A 16,510-nucleotide genomic window follows, 5' to 3' on the forward strand; every position below is an offset into this window, starting at 1 on the left:
GCGAGGGAGCTTGCTCCCGTTCGGCTGCGCAGCAGTCGCAGGCCCGGCGGGCGCGGTGTGTATGGGGAACCGCGCCGGCTCGGTTTGGGGCTGCTGCGCAGCCCAGCGGGAGCAAGCTCCCTCGCCACGTGGGTTATGTCGGCTGACGGGTTTCGATGTTGTCCAGTGCACGATTCGCCAGCAGGCTGCCCAGTTCGATCAGTTGCTGAATGCCCAGGAGGAAATGCCGGCGTGAACCGTCCAGGTCGAAAGCCAGGTCATTGGCCATGGCATTGGCCGAAGCCAGGGTTTCGCTGAGGTAGGCAAGCAAGCTTTCGGTGTCGATGTCTTTGTTGACGGTGAAGAGTTGGCCGGGGGCAGGTTCTGCTTCGGGTTTGTCCGGTTTGGGGTTTAGGTAATGGTCGAGGACTCGGTCGGTGACTTCGTCGTGTTTTTGGGACTTGGTTTTTGGGCGCGGTGAGGACGAATCGGTGTTCGGTGGGTTGGGGGTTACTTTGAACATAGATGAAACTCCAGATTAGAAAATTGGAGCCATCTCTCTCGCTACCAAACGAAGGGAGGTGGCCATACGAAGGTTGGTAGACCGGTTACCTGGCAACCCGGCGCGTCCAAGGACGCCCTGCGCATGACCACCATAAAACAGAGGACGAAAAGCCCCCTATATCAGGCTGCACCTGCGCCAGAAAACCGGGCTACCAAACCCGATCGCTGATTCATCAGCGACCCGGAAACGATAGAACCTGCCTCCCAAGCGCACAAGCCGGCGGATTCTGGCGCAGTTGTAGGCAATGGCGCAAGACCACGTAGCCTGTTCCAGAGCACTCCTACGTCCGGATAAACACCCCCCCATTTTGTGCGTGCTTTGCAACTCAAGCAGGAGCAAGCTCACCCCCACAATGTTTCCAAGCCGACCACAATTCACACGGTCGATCAAAATCCCGTTAGTCGCCACCCCCTGCCATGCATTAAAGTAACGCCCCCAGCCCCGACGTTATCCGAACGTCTGAGCCACCCTTTCCAGGAACAGTCACCGATGGAACATCGTGAAGCGCTGCTGGCGCTGCGAACCTTTCTTTCAACGCAGATCCTCGGCCAGGAAAAACTCATCGAGCGCCTGCTCATCGCCCTGCTTGCCGACGGCCACATGCTGGTGGAAGGCGCGCCGGGGCTGGCCAAGACCAAGGCCATCAAAGAACTGGCCGAGGGCATTGAAGCGCAGTTCCATCGCATTCAGTTCACCCCCGACCTGCTGCCTGCCGACATTACCGGCACGGAAATCTACCGCCCGGAAACCGGCAGTTTCGTGTTCCAGCAGGGGCCGATCTTTCACAACCTGGTGCTGGCGGACGAAATCAACCGTGCCCCGGCCAAGGTCCAGTCGGCGTTGCTCGAAGCAATGGCCGAGCGCCAGGTCAGCGTCGGGCGCAGCACGTATGAGCTGTCGCCACTGTTTTTGGTGATGGCCACGCAAAACCCGATCGAGCAGGAAGGCACCTACCCGCTGCCCGAAGCCCAGCTCGACCGCTTCCTGATGCACGTCAAGATCGGCTTCCCGGATGCCGCAGTGGAGCGGCGCATTCTGCAGCAGGCCCGGGGTGAGGCTCTGCATGGCGAAACCAAGCCCGAGCGCCGTGTGAGCCAGCAGGCAATTTTTTCCGCACGTAAGGAAATCCTCGGGTTGTACATGGCCGACGCCGTGGAGGAATACCTGGTGCAACTGGTCATGGCCACCCGTACGCCGGCCAAGTTCGACCCGGAAATGGCCGAATGGATCGCCTACGGCGCCAGCCCGCGGGGTTCCATCGCCCTGGACCGGTGCGCCCGTGCCCACGCCTGGCTCGCCGGCCGCGACTTCGTCAGCCCCGAGGATATCCAGGCCGTGCTGTTCGACGTACTGCGCCATCGCATCATCCTGTCGTTCGAAGCCGAAGCGGCCGGCATTGACCAGGACCGCGTCGTGCAACGAATTCTCGATGTCGTCGCTGTCGCTTGAGTAGCCAGCCGTGAACAACCCACTAGCGCCCGTACCGGGTATCCGCGTCAGCCTTGCGGAGCTGATCGAGATGCGCCATCGCGTGCGTGAAGTGCAGTTGTTCTCGACGCCAGGCCAGCGTAGCCCGCTGATCGGCCTGCACCACTCCAAGCTGCGCGGACGCGGCGTGGATTTCGATCAGGTGCGGGTCTATCAGGCCGGCGACGATGTGCGCACCATTGACTGGCGCGTGACCGCCCGTACCCAGGAGCCCCACACCAAGCTGTTTCATGAGGAGCGGGAGCGGCCGATCTTCATCATGATCGAGCAAAGCCATCGGCTGTTCTTCGGCTCAGGATTGATGTTCAAGTCGGTGCTCGCGGCCCAAGCCGCCAGCCTGATCGGCTGGGCCGCGCTGGGGCACAACGACCGAGTCGGCGGGCTGGTGTTCGGTGATAACACCCATTACGAGGTCAAGCCCCGGCGCAGCAAGCAGAGCCTTCTGCAACTGCTCAACCGCCTGGTGCGGGTCAATCAGTCGCTGCACACCGAAGGTGAGCCGGACCGCGATTCGTTCGGCATCGCCCTGCGCCGGGCCCGGGAAGTGCTGCGGCCCGGCAGCCTGGTCATCGTGATCTGTGATGAGCGCGCGCTGTCCGACGGCGCCGAGCAGCAATTGAGTCTATTGTCACGCCATTGCGACCTGTTGCTGTTGCCGCTCTCGGACCCGCTGGATCACGCCCTGCCTGCGGCCGGTTTGCTGCGTTTCGCCCAGCGCGGCGCACAGCTGGAGCTCGACACGCTGAATTTCGACTTGCGCCAGACCTATCGCGCCCAAGCCGAGGCACGCCAGGAACGCTGGGAATTGCTGGCGCAGAAGTTGCGGATCCTGCTAATGCCCCTGAGCACTCAGGGCGACATGGTTGACCAGTTGCGCGAATACCTGAACCCCAAGCGGTCGGGGAAAAACCGATGAGCAGTCTCGATCAACTGCAGCCACTGATGGCGCCACCGCCCATCGGTTTCTGGCCCCCCGCGCCGGGCTGGTGGCTGCTGCTGGTGGTGTTGCCGTTGCTGGGTCTGGGGCTGTGGCGATTGCGCCGATTCATGCCCGCCAGGCGCTCCACCGCCCGCGCCGAGCAACCCCTGGACCCGGCGCGCCTGGCCGCTCTGGCGGAACTCGCCCTGCTGCCCAAGCCCTACGATGGCGCCCCTGCTGGCGCCTGGCTGCAACAGCTCAACGGGCTGCTCAAGCGCCTGTGCCGCAACCACTACCCTTATAGCCAGAGCCACACCCTCAACGGACGTAAATGGCTGGCTTTCCTGGATAACCGCTGCCCGGCGGCGGGCCTGACCCGCTGGATGGTGCTGGTGGAAGGCGCCTACAAACCCGAATGCAAGCTCGATGACAAAGCCATCGCCGGCCTGACCCAGGCCGTCGAAATCTGGATTCGCAAACATGTTTGAGTTTGCCTGGCCGTGGATTTTCGCGCTGTTGCCGCTGCCCTGGCTGATGCGTCTGGTGCTGCCCGCCGCCGACAGTGGCGAACCGGCCCTCAGGGTCAGTTTCCTGGACGACCTCGAAGGCCTCGTAGGGCGTCGGGCCCGGAGCAATCTGCCGACCTGGCGTCAGCAGGCACCCTTCATTCTGCTCTGGCTGCTGTTGCTGATTGCCGCTGCCCGCCCGCAATGGTTGGGCGAGCCGCTGCCGATCGCTGCCAGCGGCCGAGACCTGTTGGTGGCGGTGGATGTCTCGGGGTCCATGGACTTTCCCGATATGCGCTGGCAAGACGAGGACATCAGTCGCCTTGCGCTGGTCCAGCATCTGCTGGGAGATTTTCTCGAGAGCCGCGAAGGTGATCGGGTCGGCCTGATCCTGTTCGGCAGCCAGGCCTACCTCCAGGCACCGCTGACCTTCGACCGTCGCACGGTGCGGCTCTGGCTGGATGAAGCGCGCATCGGCATCGCGGGCAAGAACACCGCCATCGGCGACGCTATTGGCCTGGCGCTCAAGCGCCTGCGCCAGCGTCCGGCAAACAGCCGCGTGCTGATCCTGGTCACCGATGGCGCCAACAACGGTGGCGAGATCGACCCGCTGACCGCCGCCCGGCTGGCCGCCGAAGAAAACGTGAGAATCTACCCCATCGGCATTGGCGCCGATCAGGAGGAAAGTGGCACGGCAGGATTTGTCGGGGTTAACCCGAGCCTGGACCTCGACGAAGCGACACTCCGGGAAATTGCCCAAGCCACGGGCGGCCAGTATTTCCGCGCCCAGGATGGAGAACAGCTGCTGGCGATCAAGACCACCCTTGATCAGCTCGAACCGGTGACCCAGCAACCGACCCAGGCCCGCCCAGCCCAGGCGCTTTATCAATGGCCGCTGTCCCTCGCACTGCTGTTGAGCATCTTGCTGGCGGCCCGGGAACGCTGGCCGGACAACCCTTTGCAGCGCCTGTTTACCCAGCCGCTATTCCAGCCGGCGGAACGCTCCGAGTGGCGCCAACGACTCAAGCGTTTGCGCCTGGGGAGACGCAGATGATCGCCCTCTGGCCGCACTGGCTGCGCCCCTGGTTCGTACTGTTGCTGCCCTTGCTGGGGTGGCTGTTGTGGCAACTGTGGCACCGGCAAAAACGCGTGGGTCGCTGGCAGATGATTCTGCCGCCGGCGTTTCATGCCGTGCTGCTCAGTGGCGGCAGCGGCCGTGAAAGCAAACTGCCGTGGGTTGCCCTTGGCCTGGCTTGGTTGTTGGTGGTACTTGCGCTGCTTGGGCCCAGTTGGGCAAGGGTCGAACAGATCAGCCAAAAACCTGCCGACCCTTTGGTGGTGGTGCTGGAGCTGACACCGCAGATGCTCGCCGCCGATGTACCGCCGACGCGTCTGGAGCAGGCCCGGCGCAAGGTGTTGGACTTGCTGCATAGCCGCCGCGATGCCCAGACGGCAATCATCGTCTATGCCGGCAGCGCCCACACGCTGGTGCCGCTGTCCGACGACCTGTCCACCAGCGCCAACCTTTTGGAAGCCCTCACGCCCTCGATCATGCCGCAAAGTGGCCATCGCGCCGACCTTGCGGTCAACAAGGCCATGGCCCTGCTGGATCAGAGCGGCCTCGGCCACGGCCGGATCCTGCTGATTGGTTCGTCGTTGAACGAACAGGAGCGCGAGCATATCCGCCAGATCCTGGACGGTTCTGCCACGCAATTGCTGATGCTCGGCATCGGCACCCGGGAAGGCGCGCCGGTGGCCCAGGAAGATGGCAGTTACCTCAAGGATGCCCAAGGCGCGATTCTGGTGCCGCGCCTGGACAGCCCGAGCCTCAAGTCCTTCGTCAATGGGCTGGACGGCCGCTATCGCCCGGCGCGCCTGGACGATAGCGACCTGCGCGGCCTCGGTCTGCTGGACGGTCCTCGCCATTTGCGCAGCGACGGTCAGACATTGCGCCTGGACACCTGGGCGGACCATGGCTACTGGCTGCTGCTACCGCTGTTGCTGCTGGCTGCCTGCGCTGGACGTCGCGGCTGGCTGTTCTGCCTGCCGTTGCTGTTGATGTTGCCGCAAACCGGTCATGCCTTCGAACTCCAGGACCTGTGGCTGCGCCCCGATCAACAGGGCCAGCACCTGCTCAAGCAGAAACGTCCGGCCGAGGCCGCCGTCCACTTCGAGGACCACCAATGGCAAGGTGTGGCCCTGTATGAAGCCGGTGACTACAGCGAAGCCGCCCGCCGCTTTGCCGAGGGCAACGACGCCCGCGCCCACTACAATCGCGGCAACGCCCTGGCCAAAAGCGGCGAACTGGAGGCCGCGCTGGATGCCTACGAACAAGCCCTGGAACTGCAACCGGACCTGCGTCCCGCCCAAACCAACAAGGTTCTGGTGGAAAGCCTGTTGAAAGAGCAGACACCGCCTCCGGAGGAACCGAAACCTGCCGAAAGCGAGCAGCCGGGCCCCGCCGAGCAATCGCCGCCTGCCCATACGCAGGCCCAGTCTTCCACGCCGGGACAGCCATCCTCCGAAGCACCTGCGGCGGCGGAACACCCCCAGGCGCCCCAGACAACGCCACCGCCCGGCGCCCAGGATGTGCCGGGCAGCGAGTTGCCCGATGAGCGGACCACGACCCCACCGCTGCGCCCCGCGGCCGGCCAGCGCAATGACGAAGAACAGCGCCAGGCACTGGAGCAATGGCTGCGTCAGATCCCGGATAATCCGGGCGAACTGCTCAGACGTAAATTCTGGTATGAACAGCAAAGCCATCAGGCCCAGGGAAAAACCCAATGACCCGCTTCACCGCCTATCTCCTCGCGTTGCTGCTCTGGGCCGCTGGCATCCAGGCTGCTCAGCTGACCGCCAGTGTGGATCGCGGACGCCTGAGTTCCGGGGAGACCGTGGAGCTGACCCTGGAATCCAATGACGCCACACAGTTCGGCAAACCCGACCTGAGCCCGCTCCAGGCACTGTTCGATGTTCGCGGCACCCGCCAGGTCAACCAACTGACGACCCTCGACGGCGAGAATCGCGCCACCACCCGCTGGATCGTCACCCTGCTACCACGCCAAAGTGGCACCGTGGTCATTCCAGCCCTGCAATTGGGCGAAGTGACGAGCCAGCCGATCACCCTGCAAGTGACCGAAAGCGAAACGCGCAATGAACCTGGCAAACTGGCCCCGGTGTTCATCGAGGCCAGCCTCGACCAGACCCACGTCTATGTCCAGGCACAGGCGATCCTGACCTTGCGCATCTACCATTCGGTGTCACTGTACGACGACAGCAGCCTGACGCCGCTGCACATCCCCGATGCCCGCACCGAACAACTGGGGGAGTCGCGTACCTACGAAAAGGTCATCAACAACGTACGCCACGGCGTGATCGAACTGCGCTACGGCATCTACCCCCAGCGCAGCGGCGAACTGATGATCCCGGCCCAGACCTTCAGCGCGACCCTGGTCGAGCCGGTGGCCCAGGGAGCCGCGCCGTCGGGACCCAAACCCGGCCAGTTGATGCGTGTCAGTTCCGAGCAATTGCGGCTGACCGTCAACCCCAAGCCCGCCAGTTACCCGGCTGATGTGCCCTGGCTGCCGGCGCGCAGCCTTTCCTTGAGCGAGAGCTGGAGCCCGGAACCGACCCACAGCCAGGTGGGTGACTCCCTGACCCGCAGCCTGACCCTGGAAGCGGAGGGGCTGGCCAGCGCCCAGTTGCCGCCCCTGCCGGCCACTGAAATAAGTGGCCTGCGACGCTATCCCGACCAACCGGTACTCAGCAGTCGCAGCAGTGAACGCGGTTTGGTGGGCAGCCGTGAAGACCGCGAGGCCCTGGTGCCCAACCGCAGTGGCACCATTGAACTGCCGCCGGTGGAAGTGGTTTGGTGGAATACCCTGGAAGACCACCTGGACCGCACCAGCCTTCCAGCGCGGACCCTGCAAGTGGCGAACAACCCGAGTCTGATGGTGGATACGCCGACGAGCACACCGCAGATTGTGACGATCGTCGACAGCGACACCTTGTGGTATTGGCAATTGAGCACCTTTGTCCTGGCCTGCACCACGCTGCTGGGCTTGGGACTGTGGTGGCGCGCCCGTTCGCAGCCGGCAATCCTGCGCGCGACCCAGGCCGGGCCGAGCCCACGGACCTTGCTTGACGACCTCAAGCGTGCCTGCCTGGCCAACGATACCCACGCTACACGTCAGGCGCTGGACGCCTGGGCCCGTCAGCAACCGGAAACCCTGGCCGACATGGCGGCGCGTTTCGTGCCGCTGTCCGACGCTCTGGACGGCCTCAACGGCGCGCTCTACAGCGAGACCGGCCAGCATTGGCAAGGTGAAGATTTGTGGCGGGCCATTCGCACCATTCCCGCTGCGGAAGGCTTCCAGGACCCAACCGGCGACAGTGGCTTGCCACCGCTCTACCCCAAATAATCCGCGGCCTTCGGGTAAGTTTTGTGTCTTTTGTGTCTTTTGTGGCTTTTGTGGCGAGGGAGCTTGCTCCCGCTGGGCCGCGTAGCGACCCCCTTTTTGCGATGGCTGCGCAATCGAGCGGGAGCAAGCTCCCTCGCCACAGGATCCATCATGTCCCCGGCCCAACCAGATCCGCTCTGGATCCGGTCGCCTGTACATCCGACGAAGTTGAACAAGTCCTCTCCTCTGTTTCCCAGTAAACTCTCCATCTTTTAGCCGCCCTTCTTCTCGCGGCCATCATCTGTTTTCTGGAGTTCACCTTGCGTCTGTTCCACACCTCCGACTGGCACCTGGGGCAAAACCTGCACGGCCAGGAACGCGATTTCGAGCACGCCTGTTTCCTTGACTGGCTGCTGCGTCAATTGGCCTGCGAAAAGCCCGAGGTGTTGCTGATCGCCGGCGACATCTTCGACACGGTGAACCCGCCGGTCAAAGCCCAGGAGCGGCTGTACGACTTCATCGTCAGTGCCCATGAACAAAACGCCAACCTGACCATTGTGATGATCGCCGGCAACCACGACTCCGGCTCGCGCATCGAGCTGCCGGCGCCGCTGATGCGCCGCTTGCGCACCCATGCCCTGGGCCGGGTGTTGTGGCTGGACGACGGGCAACTGGACGTCGAGCGCCTGCTGCTGCCGCTGCCCGACGCCAAGGGCAAGGTCAAGGCGTGGTGCCTGGCGCTGCCGTTCCTGCGGCCTGCCGAGGTGACCGGCGCACAACTGGGTGACGACTACCTGCGCGGCATCGGTCAGGTTCACGAATGGCTGATCGCCGCCGCCAACGACAAGCGCAAGAAGGGCCAGGCGCTGATCGCCATCAGCCATGCGCACATGGCCGGTGGCTCGGTGTCCGAGGATTCCGAACGCAGCCTGATCATCGGCAATGCCGAGGCCCTGCCCGCCAGCCTGTTCGGCCCGAGCATCAGCTACGTCGCCCTCGGTCACTTGCACAAGCCGCAAAAGGTCAACGGCGAAGAGCGCATCCGCTACAGCGGCTCGCCGATTCCGTTGTCGTTTTCGGAAATCGGTTATCAGCATCAGATCCTCGACGTCACGCTGGACGGCGAAACCCTGGTCAAGGTCGAGCCGCGCCTGATTCCCCGGGCCGTCAACCTGCAACGGCTGGGCCCGGCACCGTTGGCCGAGATCCTGGTGCAACTCAAGGACCTGCCGGACATCGACCTGTTGGCCGATGCCCAGCGCCAGCCCTGGCTGGAGGTGCGGGTGCGCCTCGACGAGCCGCAACCGGACCTGCGCCATCAAGTGGAAACCGCCCTGCAAGGCAAAGCCGTGCGCCTGGTGCGGATCGCCGCCGAATACGCCGGCAACGGCGGCAGCGCAAGCACCGATGACGGCACCGCACTGGTCGAACTGGATCAGTTGAGCCCGCAGGAATTGTTCAGCCGCGCCTGGCAGGACACCTACGGTAACGAAGTGGACGAACAGACTCTCAAGGATTTTGCCGTGCTGTTGCAAGACGTGCAGATGGAGGGCGAGCAGCCATGAAGATTCTCGCGATCCGTCTCAAGAACCTCGCCTCCCTGGCCGGGCCTTTCGAAATAGACTTCACTGCCGAACCGCTCGCCAGTGCCGGCCTGTTCGCCATCACCGGCCCCACGGGCGCCGGCAAGAGCACCCTGCTCGACGCCTTGTGCCTGGCGTTGTTCGGCGCCGTGCCGCGCCTCAACAACACCGGGCGCGACGCCAAGGTGCCGGACGCCGACGGTGAAATCGCCACGGGCGATCCGCGTACGCTGTTGCGCCGTGGTACGGGTGATGGTTACGCCGAAGTGGATTTTCGCGGCATCGACGGGCGCCGCTATCGGGCGCGCTGGGAAGCCAATCGTGCCCGGGAAAAAGCCGGCGGCAAGCTGCAAGCCAGTCGCCAGAGTCTGCGGGATCTGGACAACGACCAGTTGCTGGCGAGCCAGAAAGGCGAATACAAAGCCCAGCTCGAAGCGGCCCTGGGCCTGAACTTTGAACAGTTCACCCGTGCCGTGTTGCTGGCCCAGAGCGAGTTCAGTGCATTTCTCAAGGCCGATGACAACGACCGCAGCGAGCTGCTGGAAAAGCTCACCGATACGGCCCTGTATACCCGACTGGGCCGGCGAGCCTTCGACAAGGCCAAACAGGCCAAAGAGTCCCACAAGCAATTGCAGGACCAGGCCACAGGCGTGACACCGCTGCCCCCCGAGGCTCGCGCCGAACTGGACCAGCGCTTCAACGAAGCCCAGCAACAGCTCAAGAACCAACAGGCGCAACTCAAGCAACTGGAGCAGCAACACACCTGGCTCAAGGAGCTGCGCCAGTTGCAAGACCAACAGGCCAGCGCCGCCGAGCAACTGCAACAAGCCCAAGCCGACTGGAACGCCCTGGCCGACGAACGCCTGAAGCTGACCCGCCTGGAACAACTTGCGCCGCAACGACATCAATTCATCCGCCAGACGGAACTGACCCGCCAGCTCGAACCCTTGGCGGTACAGGTTCAGCAGCTCACCCAGCAACAGATCGACCTGCATGAACGCCAGGCCGAACTGGAGAAAGGCCTGGGCGCTGCGCAACTGGCGCTGACCGCGGCCCGGCAACAAAGCACCGACAGCGCACCCTTGCTGCGCCAGGCCTTTGAAGAACAAGGCACCCTCGCCCGCCTCGGCATGGACACCCGCCAAAGCACCGAACGCCTGGAACACGCACAACACGCCTGTACCGAAGGCCAGCGCACCCTCGACACCCTGCTTGAGCAGCAAAAGCAGGTGGCCGGGCGCTTGCAGCGAATCGCCGAGGAGCTCGAGCAAAGCACTCACCTGGCGCCGCTGAGCGACGCCTGGAAGGCCTATCGTGATCGCCTCCAACAGCTGATGCTGATCGGCAACCGCCTGAACCAGGGTCAGGCCGAACTCGTCACCCTGGAGCAAAGCGCCGCTCACGCCGCCGAGGACCTGGCAACCCACCGGCAAAACCTCGAAGTGCTCTACAAGGAAGCCGACGCCGAACCGCAAGCGGTGGCCGAGCAGATCCAGTTGCTCGCGAATCTGTTGCAAGACAACCGCAAACAACTGCGGGCATTCGAGGATCTGGCGCGGCTCTGGGCCAGCCAGCAAGAGCTGGACAAACGTGGTGCCGAGCTTGAACAGCGCCAGCAACGGGCGTTACAGGAGCGCGACCGACTGGTGCGCGAAGGCAGCGAAGCCAAGGCCGAATTGGCGATTGCCGAACAGACCCTGAGCGTCACCCGCCAACTGCTGGAGCGCCAGCGTCTGGCCCGCAGCGAAAGCGTTGAACAACTGCGCGAACAGCTCAAGGATGACCAGCCATGCCCGGTGTGTGGCAGCGTCGAGCATCCTTACCATCAGCCCGAAGCCTTGCTGCAAAGCCTGGGGCGCTTTGATGAAACCGAAGAGGCCAACGCGCGCAAAGCCGTCGAGTCGCTCCATGAAAAGGTCATCGAACTGCGCGCGCAATACAGCGGCGTCATCGCCCAGCTCAAAGAACTCAAGCAGCAACAGGAGCAGCTCGCCAGCCAGCAGCAAAGTCTGGCGCCCAGCCTCGAAGGCCATCTGCTGTCAGCGCAACTGCTGGCCCAGGATGCGACCAAACGCGACGCCTGGCTGGAGCAGCAAAACAGTCAGCTAAGCCTGCGTATCAGCCAGGACGAACAACGCCAGGCCGCCCTGCTGACCCTGCAACAGGACGCCGCGCGCCTGACGCAGCAATTGCGCCAGGCTGAAACCGCGCATCAGCAGGCATCCCTGCACCTGAACAATCAACAGCAGGAACTGGCCCGTGATCGCCAGCGCCTGGACGAGGAACTGAGCCACTTCAGTGCGTTGTTGCCGGCAGACACGTTACAGGCCCTGCGCACCGAGCCCGCCGCGACCTTCATGCAGCTTGACCAACAGATCTCTCAACGCCTGGCGCACCTGGAACAGCAACGCGACGAGCTGGGCGAACAGCTTCAGCGTCAACAGACCCTGGAAAAAGAGCAGGATCGCCAGCAAACCCGCCTCCAGCAGTTGGAGTTGGCGCAACGGCAACTGAGCGCCCTGACTGAACAACAGCAGGCCTGCCAGCAGAAGCTCACGCAACTGCTGGGCGAGCACACCAGCGCCGAACAGTGGCAACAGCAACTCGACCAGGCTCTGGACCAGGCCCACAACGCCGAAACAGCGGCCAATCAACAACTGCAAGCGTTGCGCCACAACCTGGTGGAACTGGCCGCCGAACTCAAAGCCCGCCAGGAACAGGCCCAAGCCCTGGACACCGAACACAAGACCCTGGCCGCTGGCATCGCACAATGGCGTGCCTGCCACCCGGAACTGGATAATACTTCTCTGGCGGCCTTGCTTGACCTGGATGAGCAAAGTGTCGGCCAGCTGCGCCAGCGACTGCTCAACAGCGAAAAAGCCATTGAACAGGCCCGCGTGTTGCTCACTGAACGTGAGCAGCGCGTGCAAAACCATCAGGCCCAGCACAACGGCAACCTGGAATCTGAACAACTGGCCCAGGCCCTAACCGAACTTCAAGCCCAATTTACCGTCAGCGAACAACGTTGCGCCGAGCTACGCGCCGAACAGGCCGAAGACCAGCGCAGGCAGAACGCCAACCAGGCCCTGGCCCAGCAGATCGAACAGGCTTATACCGAATACCAGCGCTGGGCGCGACTCGATGCGCTGATCGGTTCGGCCACCGGCGACCGCTTCCGCAAGCTGGCCCAGGCATACAACCTCGACTTGCTGGTGCATCACGCCAACGTCCAGCTACGACAACTGGTGCGACGCTACCGGCTCAAACGCGGTGGCAGCATGCTGGGGCTTTTGGTGATGGACACGGAGATGGGCGATGAACTGCGCTCGGTGCATTCGTTGTCCGGTGGTGAAACCTTCCTCGTCTCCCTGGCCCTGGCGCTGGGCCTGGCCTCGATGGCGTCCAGCACGCTGAAAATCGAATCGCTGTTCATTGACGAAGGCTTCGGTAGCCTGGACCCTGAATCCCTGCAACTGGCCATGGATGCTCTCGACGGTTTGCAAGCCCAAGGGCGCAAGGTCGCGGTGATTTCCCACGTGCAGGAAATGCATGAGCGGATCCCGGTGCAGATCCAGGTTCGTCGTCAAGGTAATGGCTTGAGTACCGTGGAGGTGAAATGAGCCGCGCCACGCTCTACTCCTTCCGGCGTTGTCCCTACGCGATGCGGGCGCGCATGGCGTTGCGCTACAGCGCGGTCGAATTGAACATTGTCGAAGTCAGCCTCAAGGCCAAGCCGCTCGAGATGCTGGCGCTTTCCAGCAAGGGCACGGTGCCGGTGCTGCAGGTTGATGGACGGGTGATCGATGAGAGCCTGGAGATCATGAACTGGGCCCTGGCGCAGCACGATCCGGATAATTGGAGATTGCGCGGCGACCTCAAAGGCCAGGCGTTGACGGCAGCGCTGATCGAGGAGAACGATCAGGTCTTCAAGCTTCATCTGAACCGCTACAAATACCCCGAGCGCCATCCCGAATACCCTCTGGAGCATTATCGGGCCGAGGGCGAGGTCTTCCTGCGTCGACTGGAAGGGTTACTTGACACGCAGTCCTTTCTGATTGCCGATCACCAGAGCCTGGCCGATGTGGCGCTGATGCCGTTCGTGCGGCAGTTTGCTCATGTGGACCGCGAATGGTTTGCCCAAGCGCCCTACCCTCATTTGCAGCGCTGGCTGCAACGCTTTCTGGATTCTGAGCTTTTCGTGGCGATCATGGCCAAGTAACTGCCTTGCCACAAAAGCGATCAGATCGCCGCGCCACAGATTCGAGCCTTTGCGCAATCCACCAGAAATGGTCCAAATGACGCAATCCTGGGCTTGATCGGCGCACTCCCCATCATCGCTCCCAAAGCCTTGGCAACCAGGATGTTCTGGGCAATGTTGTGGTTGCACTCGATGGTCCGCGCCAGGGATCCCGCCGAAGCCTGTCCCATGCCCAACAAAGAAAAACCGTTGGTGATCAAAGCCAGAAACGCGATCACCCAGAATCTGCTCCGGCTCATGCGCCGACAGCCGCATTGGCAACGCCATGTTCAGCGGAAGCATGATGTTCAGCGGCAGCGGAAGGCCGGGAAGCCTGAAGGGGTGTGTCAATGAAGCCTTGGTACTGGACACCAAGGCTGACCCCCAGCACCAATGCCACGTAAAGCCCAATGGCTATGTAGGCGCCCTGTTTGGCAGAAGAAAGGATTGCGCTGGCCATGGGGTTCTCCGTGGGCACGTTTCGATGCCCACAGAATCAATCAAATAAACCGAAACAAATAGCAAACATTATGCATAGCAGTCATCAGTTCTATTGATTGTGACCCGGCCCGCTCAGTCGCTTAGCAGGCTCAATAATCGCTCACGGGCAACGTCCGGCTCGCCAAGGGTCGGCTGGGCAGCCGAGACAATGGGGGTGGAATAGAGAAACAGCAGCATCACCGCCAGACGCATCGCCATAGTGTCGATCTCTTGTTGGAGAAGGAGTCAATTTACTAGCGTCAAATTTAAACACATGGCTAAGTGATATTACAGCAAGTTTTTCATAGGAACAGGCAAAGCCTGCGATTTTTTCTCTTCTAGAAGATGAAAAGATCGCAGGCTTCAATCTGAAGCTCGGTTCAGTGTTGGGTCTTGTGGTCCAGCGCGGCGTAGAAGTTGGCGCTCTGTTGCAGGTATTTTTCGGTGTAGCTTTGGGTGCGGTTTTTCTTGTCGCTGATTTCGATGCTGGCACTGGCTGGCAGCGCCACGGTGGCGGAGATAGCGGAAGCAGCGATCACAGAAAAGAGATTCAGATTCATGTCGGTAGTCCTCGGATGAGTTGGCTTATCTGCCCGGTTGGGCCGTGAAGCAAACTTACGCGCCGAGGCGTCTCGCTTTGAAATGCTTTGCACTACTAGCGACTATCAGTCTCGTTGATACAACGGCGCAGGCCCCGGGAATCGGGTCCTGCGGTCTATTGATGAGTCTATTGACGGAGCATGAACTTAAGATCGCTCGGTGCATCCATCGCCAGCTTCTGCACGGTTTTCCCCAGCAGGCCGGTCTGGGGATCACGCCCAACGACCACGATCTGGTTGCTCTTCTGATTGGCGATCAGCAGGAATTTCTCGCTCGGATCGAGGCTGAATTCCCGCGGATGATCCCCCTCCACGGAGCGGCGCTGAAGCTCTTTCAGCGTGCCGGCAGCCGGGTCGATGGCGAACACCAGCACTTCGTTGGTGGTGCCACGATTGCTCACGTACAGGAATTTGCCATCCCTGGAGGCATGCAGCGCTGCCGCCGCCCTGCCTGGCTGTGGTTTGCCCGCTGCCAGGTCAACCAGTTGCCGCTGGGTCAAACGCCCGTCCTGATAATCGAACACCGCCACCTGGGCGGTCATTTCCATCGTCAACCACGCATGCTTGCCATCGCCACTGAAGAGCAAATGGCGTGGCCCGCTACCGGGTGGCAGTTGCACGAATGCCGGTTCGGCGGCGGTCAACGGCCGCTCTGGATTAGCCTTGGGGTCATATCGATAGACGAATACCTTGTCCGCTCCCAGGTCGCTGGCGAACACGTATTTGCCATCGGGCGAAGACACGGCCGAGTGCACATGGGCGGACATCTGCCGCTCGGGATTGACCCGGCTCGGTTGATGGCTGCTCAGTTGCACCACCGACGACAGCTTGCCGTCGGCCCCAACCGGCAGCACCGCCAGGGTGCCACCCGGGTCTTCCATCACCGAATAGTTGCTGACCAGCAAATGCCGACCATCGCCGCTGAGGCTCGAATGAGTCGATTCGTTGCCCAATGACTGCACCTGGCTGATCAGGCTCAGCTCATGGGTCTTCGGGTCAATGGCGTAGCTGCTGACCTTGCCCACCGGGTCTTTCTGCCCCGGTCCGTTTTCATTGACCACGAACAGCCGGCTCATGTCATTGGAAAGGGTCAGCCACGATGGGTTGTCGGTCTTGATCACTTGCAACGGCTGGGCGTCGAGCTGGCCGTTGCGGCTGTCGAATTGCAGACGGTAGATGCCCTGGCTCTGGCCGGCGGTATAGGAACCCACCAGCAGTTGATGGCGCTCATCGGTCTCTGCCTGGACGCCCATGGCGCCCACGCTGCCGGCCATCAACAAGGGCCAGAAACTACGCGTCCTCATGTTCGTCTTCCTCATCGTCGTGGCCGCTGGTTGCTTCCACGCACTCCAGGTGGTGGTCGCCCACATCACTGCTGATGCTCCAACGCTTCGAGACGTTGTCGAATGTCGCGGCCTTCATTTGGTCCGGCGTGAAACGCCAATGCTCGAGGGTGCGACCGTTCATACACTCGACGTGCAACTGGTCCTGATCGTCGAAGGCAAAATTGAAAGCGTACAGCGTGTCGATGATCAGCATGTCGCAGTGTTCGAGGGCTTCCAGCAGAGTGTCAGTTACGGCAGTCATGGCGATCAGTCGGTCGTTGGGAAAGTGCTCATGATAACCCAATGTCGGAGTGGGCCTTGGGTCATAAGATTCGAAAACGCTGTTGGCTGACAGATCGCCATCGCGAGCAGGCTCGCTCCCACAATTGGATTTGCAGCGAACACAAAACTTGTATTCACCACTAATCC

The 16,510-nt window shown here is 62.2% G+C and carries 16 protein-coding genes; 9 read left to right on the forward strand and 7 right to left on the reverse strand.

Annotated features, from left to right (window positions below; genetic code table 11):
* Positions 1-133 precede the first annotated feature (133 nt).
* Positions 134-502, reverse strand: coding sequence for a DUF6124 family protein (locus MA884_RS00350; RefSeq protein ID WP_079305541.1), 369 nt, complete (start codon positions 500-502; stop codon positions 134-136).
* A 531-nt stretch (positions 503-1,033) separates the two neighbouring features.
* Here MA884_RS00350 and MA884_RS00355 point away from each other — a divergent pair.
* The 9 genes from MA884_RS00355 to MA884_RS00395 all read left to right on the forward strand — a co-directional run bounded on the left by MA884_RS00355 (position 1,034) and on the right by MA884_RS00395 (position 13,659).
* A complete protein-coding gene (locus MA884_RS00355; protein WP_047225799.1) occupies positions 1,034-1,993 on the forward strand; it encodes a MoxR family ATPase in 960 nt (319 codons plus the stop codon).
* A gap of 10 nt (positions 1,994-2,003) precedes the next feature.
* Positions 2,004-2,948 carry a DUF58 domain-containing protein gene (locus MA884_RS00360; protein ID WP_256228383.1) on the forward strand — a complete coding sequence of 315 codons (945 nt, stop codon included), beginning with the start codon at positions 2,004-2,006 and terminating at the stop codon, positions 2,946-2,948.
* Positions 2,945-3,439 (forward strand): DUF4381 domain-containing protein, encoded by a 495-nt coding sequence (locus MA884_RS00365; RefSeq protein WP_256228385.1) that lies wholly within the window; start codon positions 2,945-2,947, stop codon positions 3,437-3,439. The genes MA884_RS00360 and MA884_RS00365 overlap by 4 nt, the downstream gene beginning before the upstream one ends.
* Positions 3,432-4,511, forward strand: coding sequence for a VWA domain-containing protein (locus MA884_RS00370; RefSeq protein ID WP_256228386.1), 1,080 nt, complete (start codon positions 3,432-3,434; stop codon positions 4,509-4,511). Before MA884_RS00365 ends, MA884_RS00370 begins: the two co-directional genes overlap by 8 nt.
* Entirely contained in the window at positions 4,508-6,244 is a 1,737-nt protein-coding gene (locus MA884_RS00375; protein WP_256228388.1) for a VWA domain-containing protein, read from the forward strand. The genes MA884_RS00370 and MA884_RS00375 overlap by 4 nt, the downstream gene beginning before the upstream one ends.
* Positions 6,241-7,878, forward strand: coding sequence for a BatD family protein (locus MA884_RS00380; protein ID WP_256228389.1), 1,638 nt, complete (start codon positions 6,241-6,243; stop codon positions 7,876-7,878). The genes MA884_RS00375 and MA884_RS00380 overlap by 4 nt, the downstream gene beginning before the upstream one ends.
* Before the next feature lie 299 nt (positions 7,879-8,177).
* Entirely contained in the window at positions 8,178-9,422 is a 1,245-nt protein-coding gene (locus MA884_RS00385) for an exonuclease SbcCD subunit D C-terminal domain-containing protein (RefSeq protein WP_256228391.1), read from the forward strand.
* Positions 9,419-13,060 carry an AAA family ATPase gene (locus tag MA884_RS00390; protein WP_256228392.1) on the forward strand — a complete coding sequence of 1,214 codons (3,642 nt, stop codon included), beginning with the start codon at positions 9,419-9,421 and terminating at the stop codon, positions 13,058-13,060. Before MA884_RS00385 ends, MA884_RS00390 begins: the two co-directional genes overlap by 4 nt.
* Positions 13,057-13,659, forward strand: a complete 603-nt coding sequence (locus MA884_RS00395) for a glutathione S-transferase (RefSeq protein WP_256228394.1) — start codon at positions 13,057-13,059, stop codon at positions 13,657-13,659. The genes MA884_RS00390 and MA884_RS00395 overlap by 4 nt, the downstream gene beginning before the upstream one ends.
* A 20-nt stretch (positions 13,660-13,679) precedes the next feature.
* Here MA884_RS00395 and MA884_RS00400 read toward each other — a convergent pair whose 3' ends face one another.
* The 6 genes from MA884_RS00400 to MA884_RS00425 all read right to left on the reverse strand — a co-directional run bounded on the left by MA884_RS00400 (position 13,680) and on the right by MA884_RS00425 (position 16,343).
* Positions 13,680-13,937: a hypothetical protein gene (locus tag MA884_RS00400; RefSeq protein WP_256228395.1), complete on the reverse strand. Its 258-nt coding sequence runs from the start codon at positions 13,935-13,937 to the stop codon at positions 13,680-13,682.
* The gene (locus tag MA884_RS00405) at positions 13,934-14,137 is read right to left on the reverse strand and encodes a hypothetical protein (RefSeq protein ID WP_256228397.1); all 204 of its coding nucleotides are present in this window, start codon (positions 14,135-14,137) and stop codon (positions 13,934-13,936) included. Before MA884_RS00405 ends, MA884_RS00400 begins: the two co-directional genes overlap by 4 nt.
* A 113-nt stretch (positions 14,138-14,250) precedes the next feature.
* Entirely contained in the window at positions 14,251-14,376 is a 126-nt protein-coding gene (locus MA884_RS00410) for a hypothetical protein (RefSeq protein WP_256228399.1), read from the reverse strand.
* A gap of 161 nt (positions 14,377-14,537) precedes the next feature.
* Positions 14,538-14,717 (reverse strand): hypothetical protein, encoded by a 180-nt coding sequence (locus MA884_RS00415; RefSeq protein ID WP_018611529.1) that lies wholly within the window; start codon positions 14,715-14,717, stop codon positions 14,538-14,540.
* A gap of 167 nt (positions 14,718-14,884) precedes the next feature.
* Positions 14,885-16,060, reverse strand: coding sequence for a lactonase family protein (locus MA884_RS00420; protein ID WP_256228402.1), 1,176 nt, complete (start codon positions 16,058-16,060; stop codon positions 14,885-14,887).
* Complete coding sequence (locus tag MA884_RS00425) at positions 16,047-16,343, reverse strand: DUF5629 family protein (RefSeq protein ID WP_256228404.1); 297 nt, start codon at positions 16,341-16,343, stop codon at positions 16,047-16,049. Before MA884_RS00425 ends, MA884_RS00420 begins: the two co-directional genes overlap by 14 nt.
* Positions 16,344-16,510: the final 167 nt, after the last annotated feature.

The sequence above is a fragment of the Pseudomonas sp. Q11 genome, assembly GCF_024494355.1.
Taxonomy (GTDB): domain Bacteria; phylum Pseudomonadota; class Gammaproteobacteria; order Pseudomonadales; family Pseudomonadaceae; genus Aquipseudomonas; species Aquipseudomonas hefeiensis.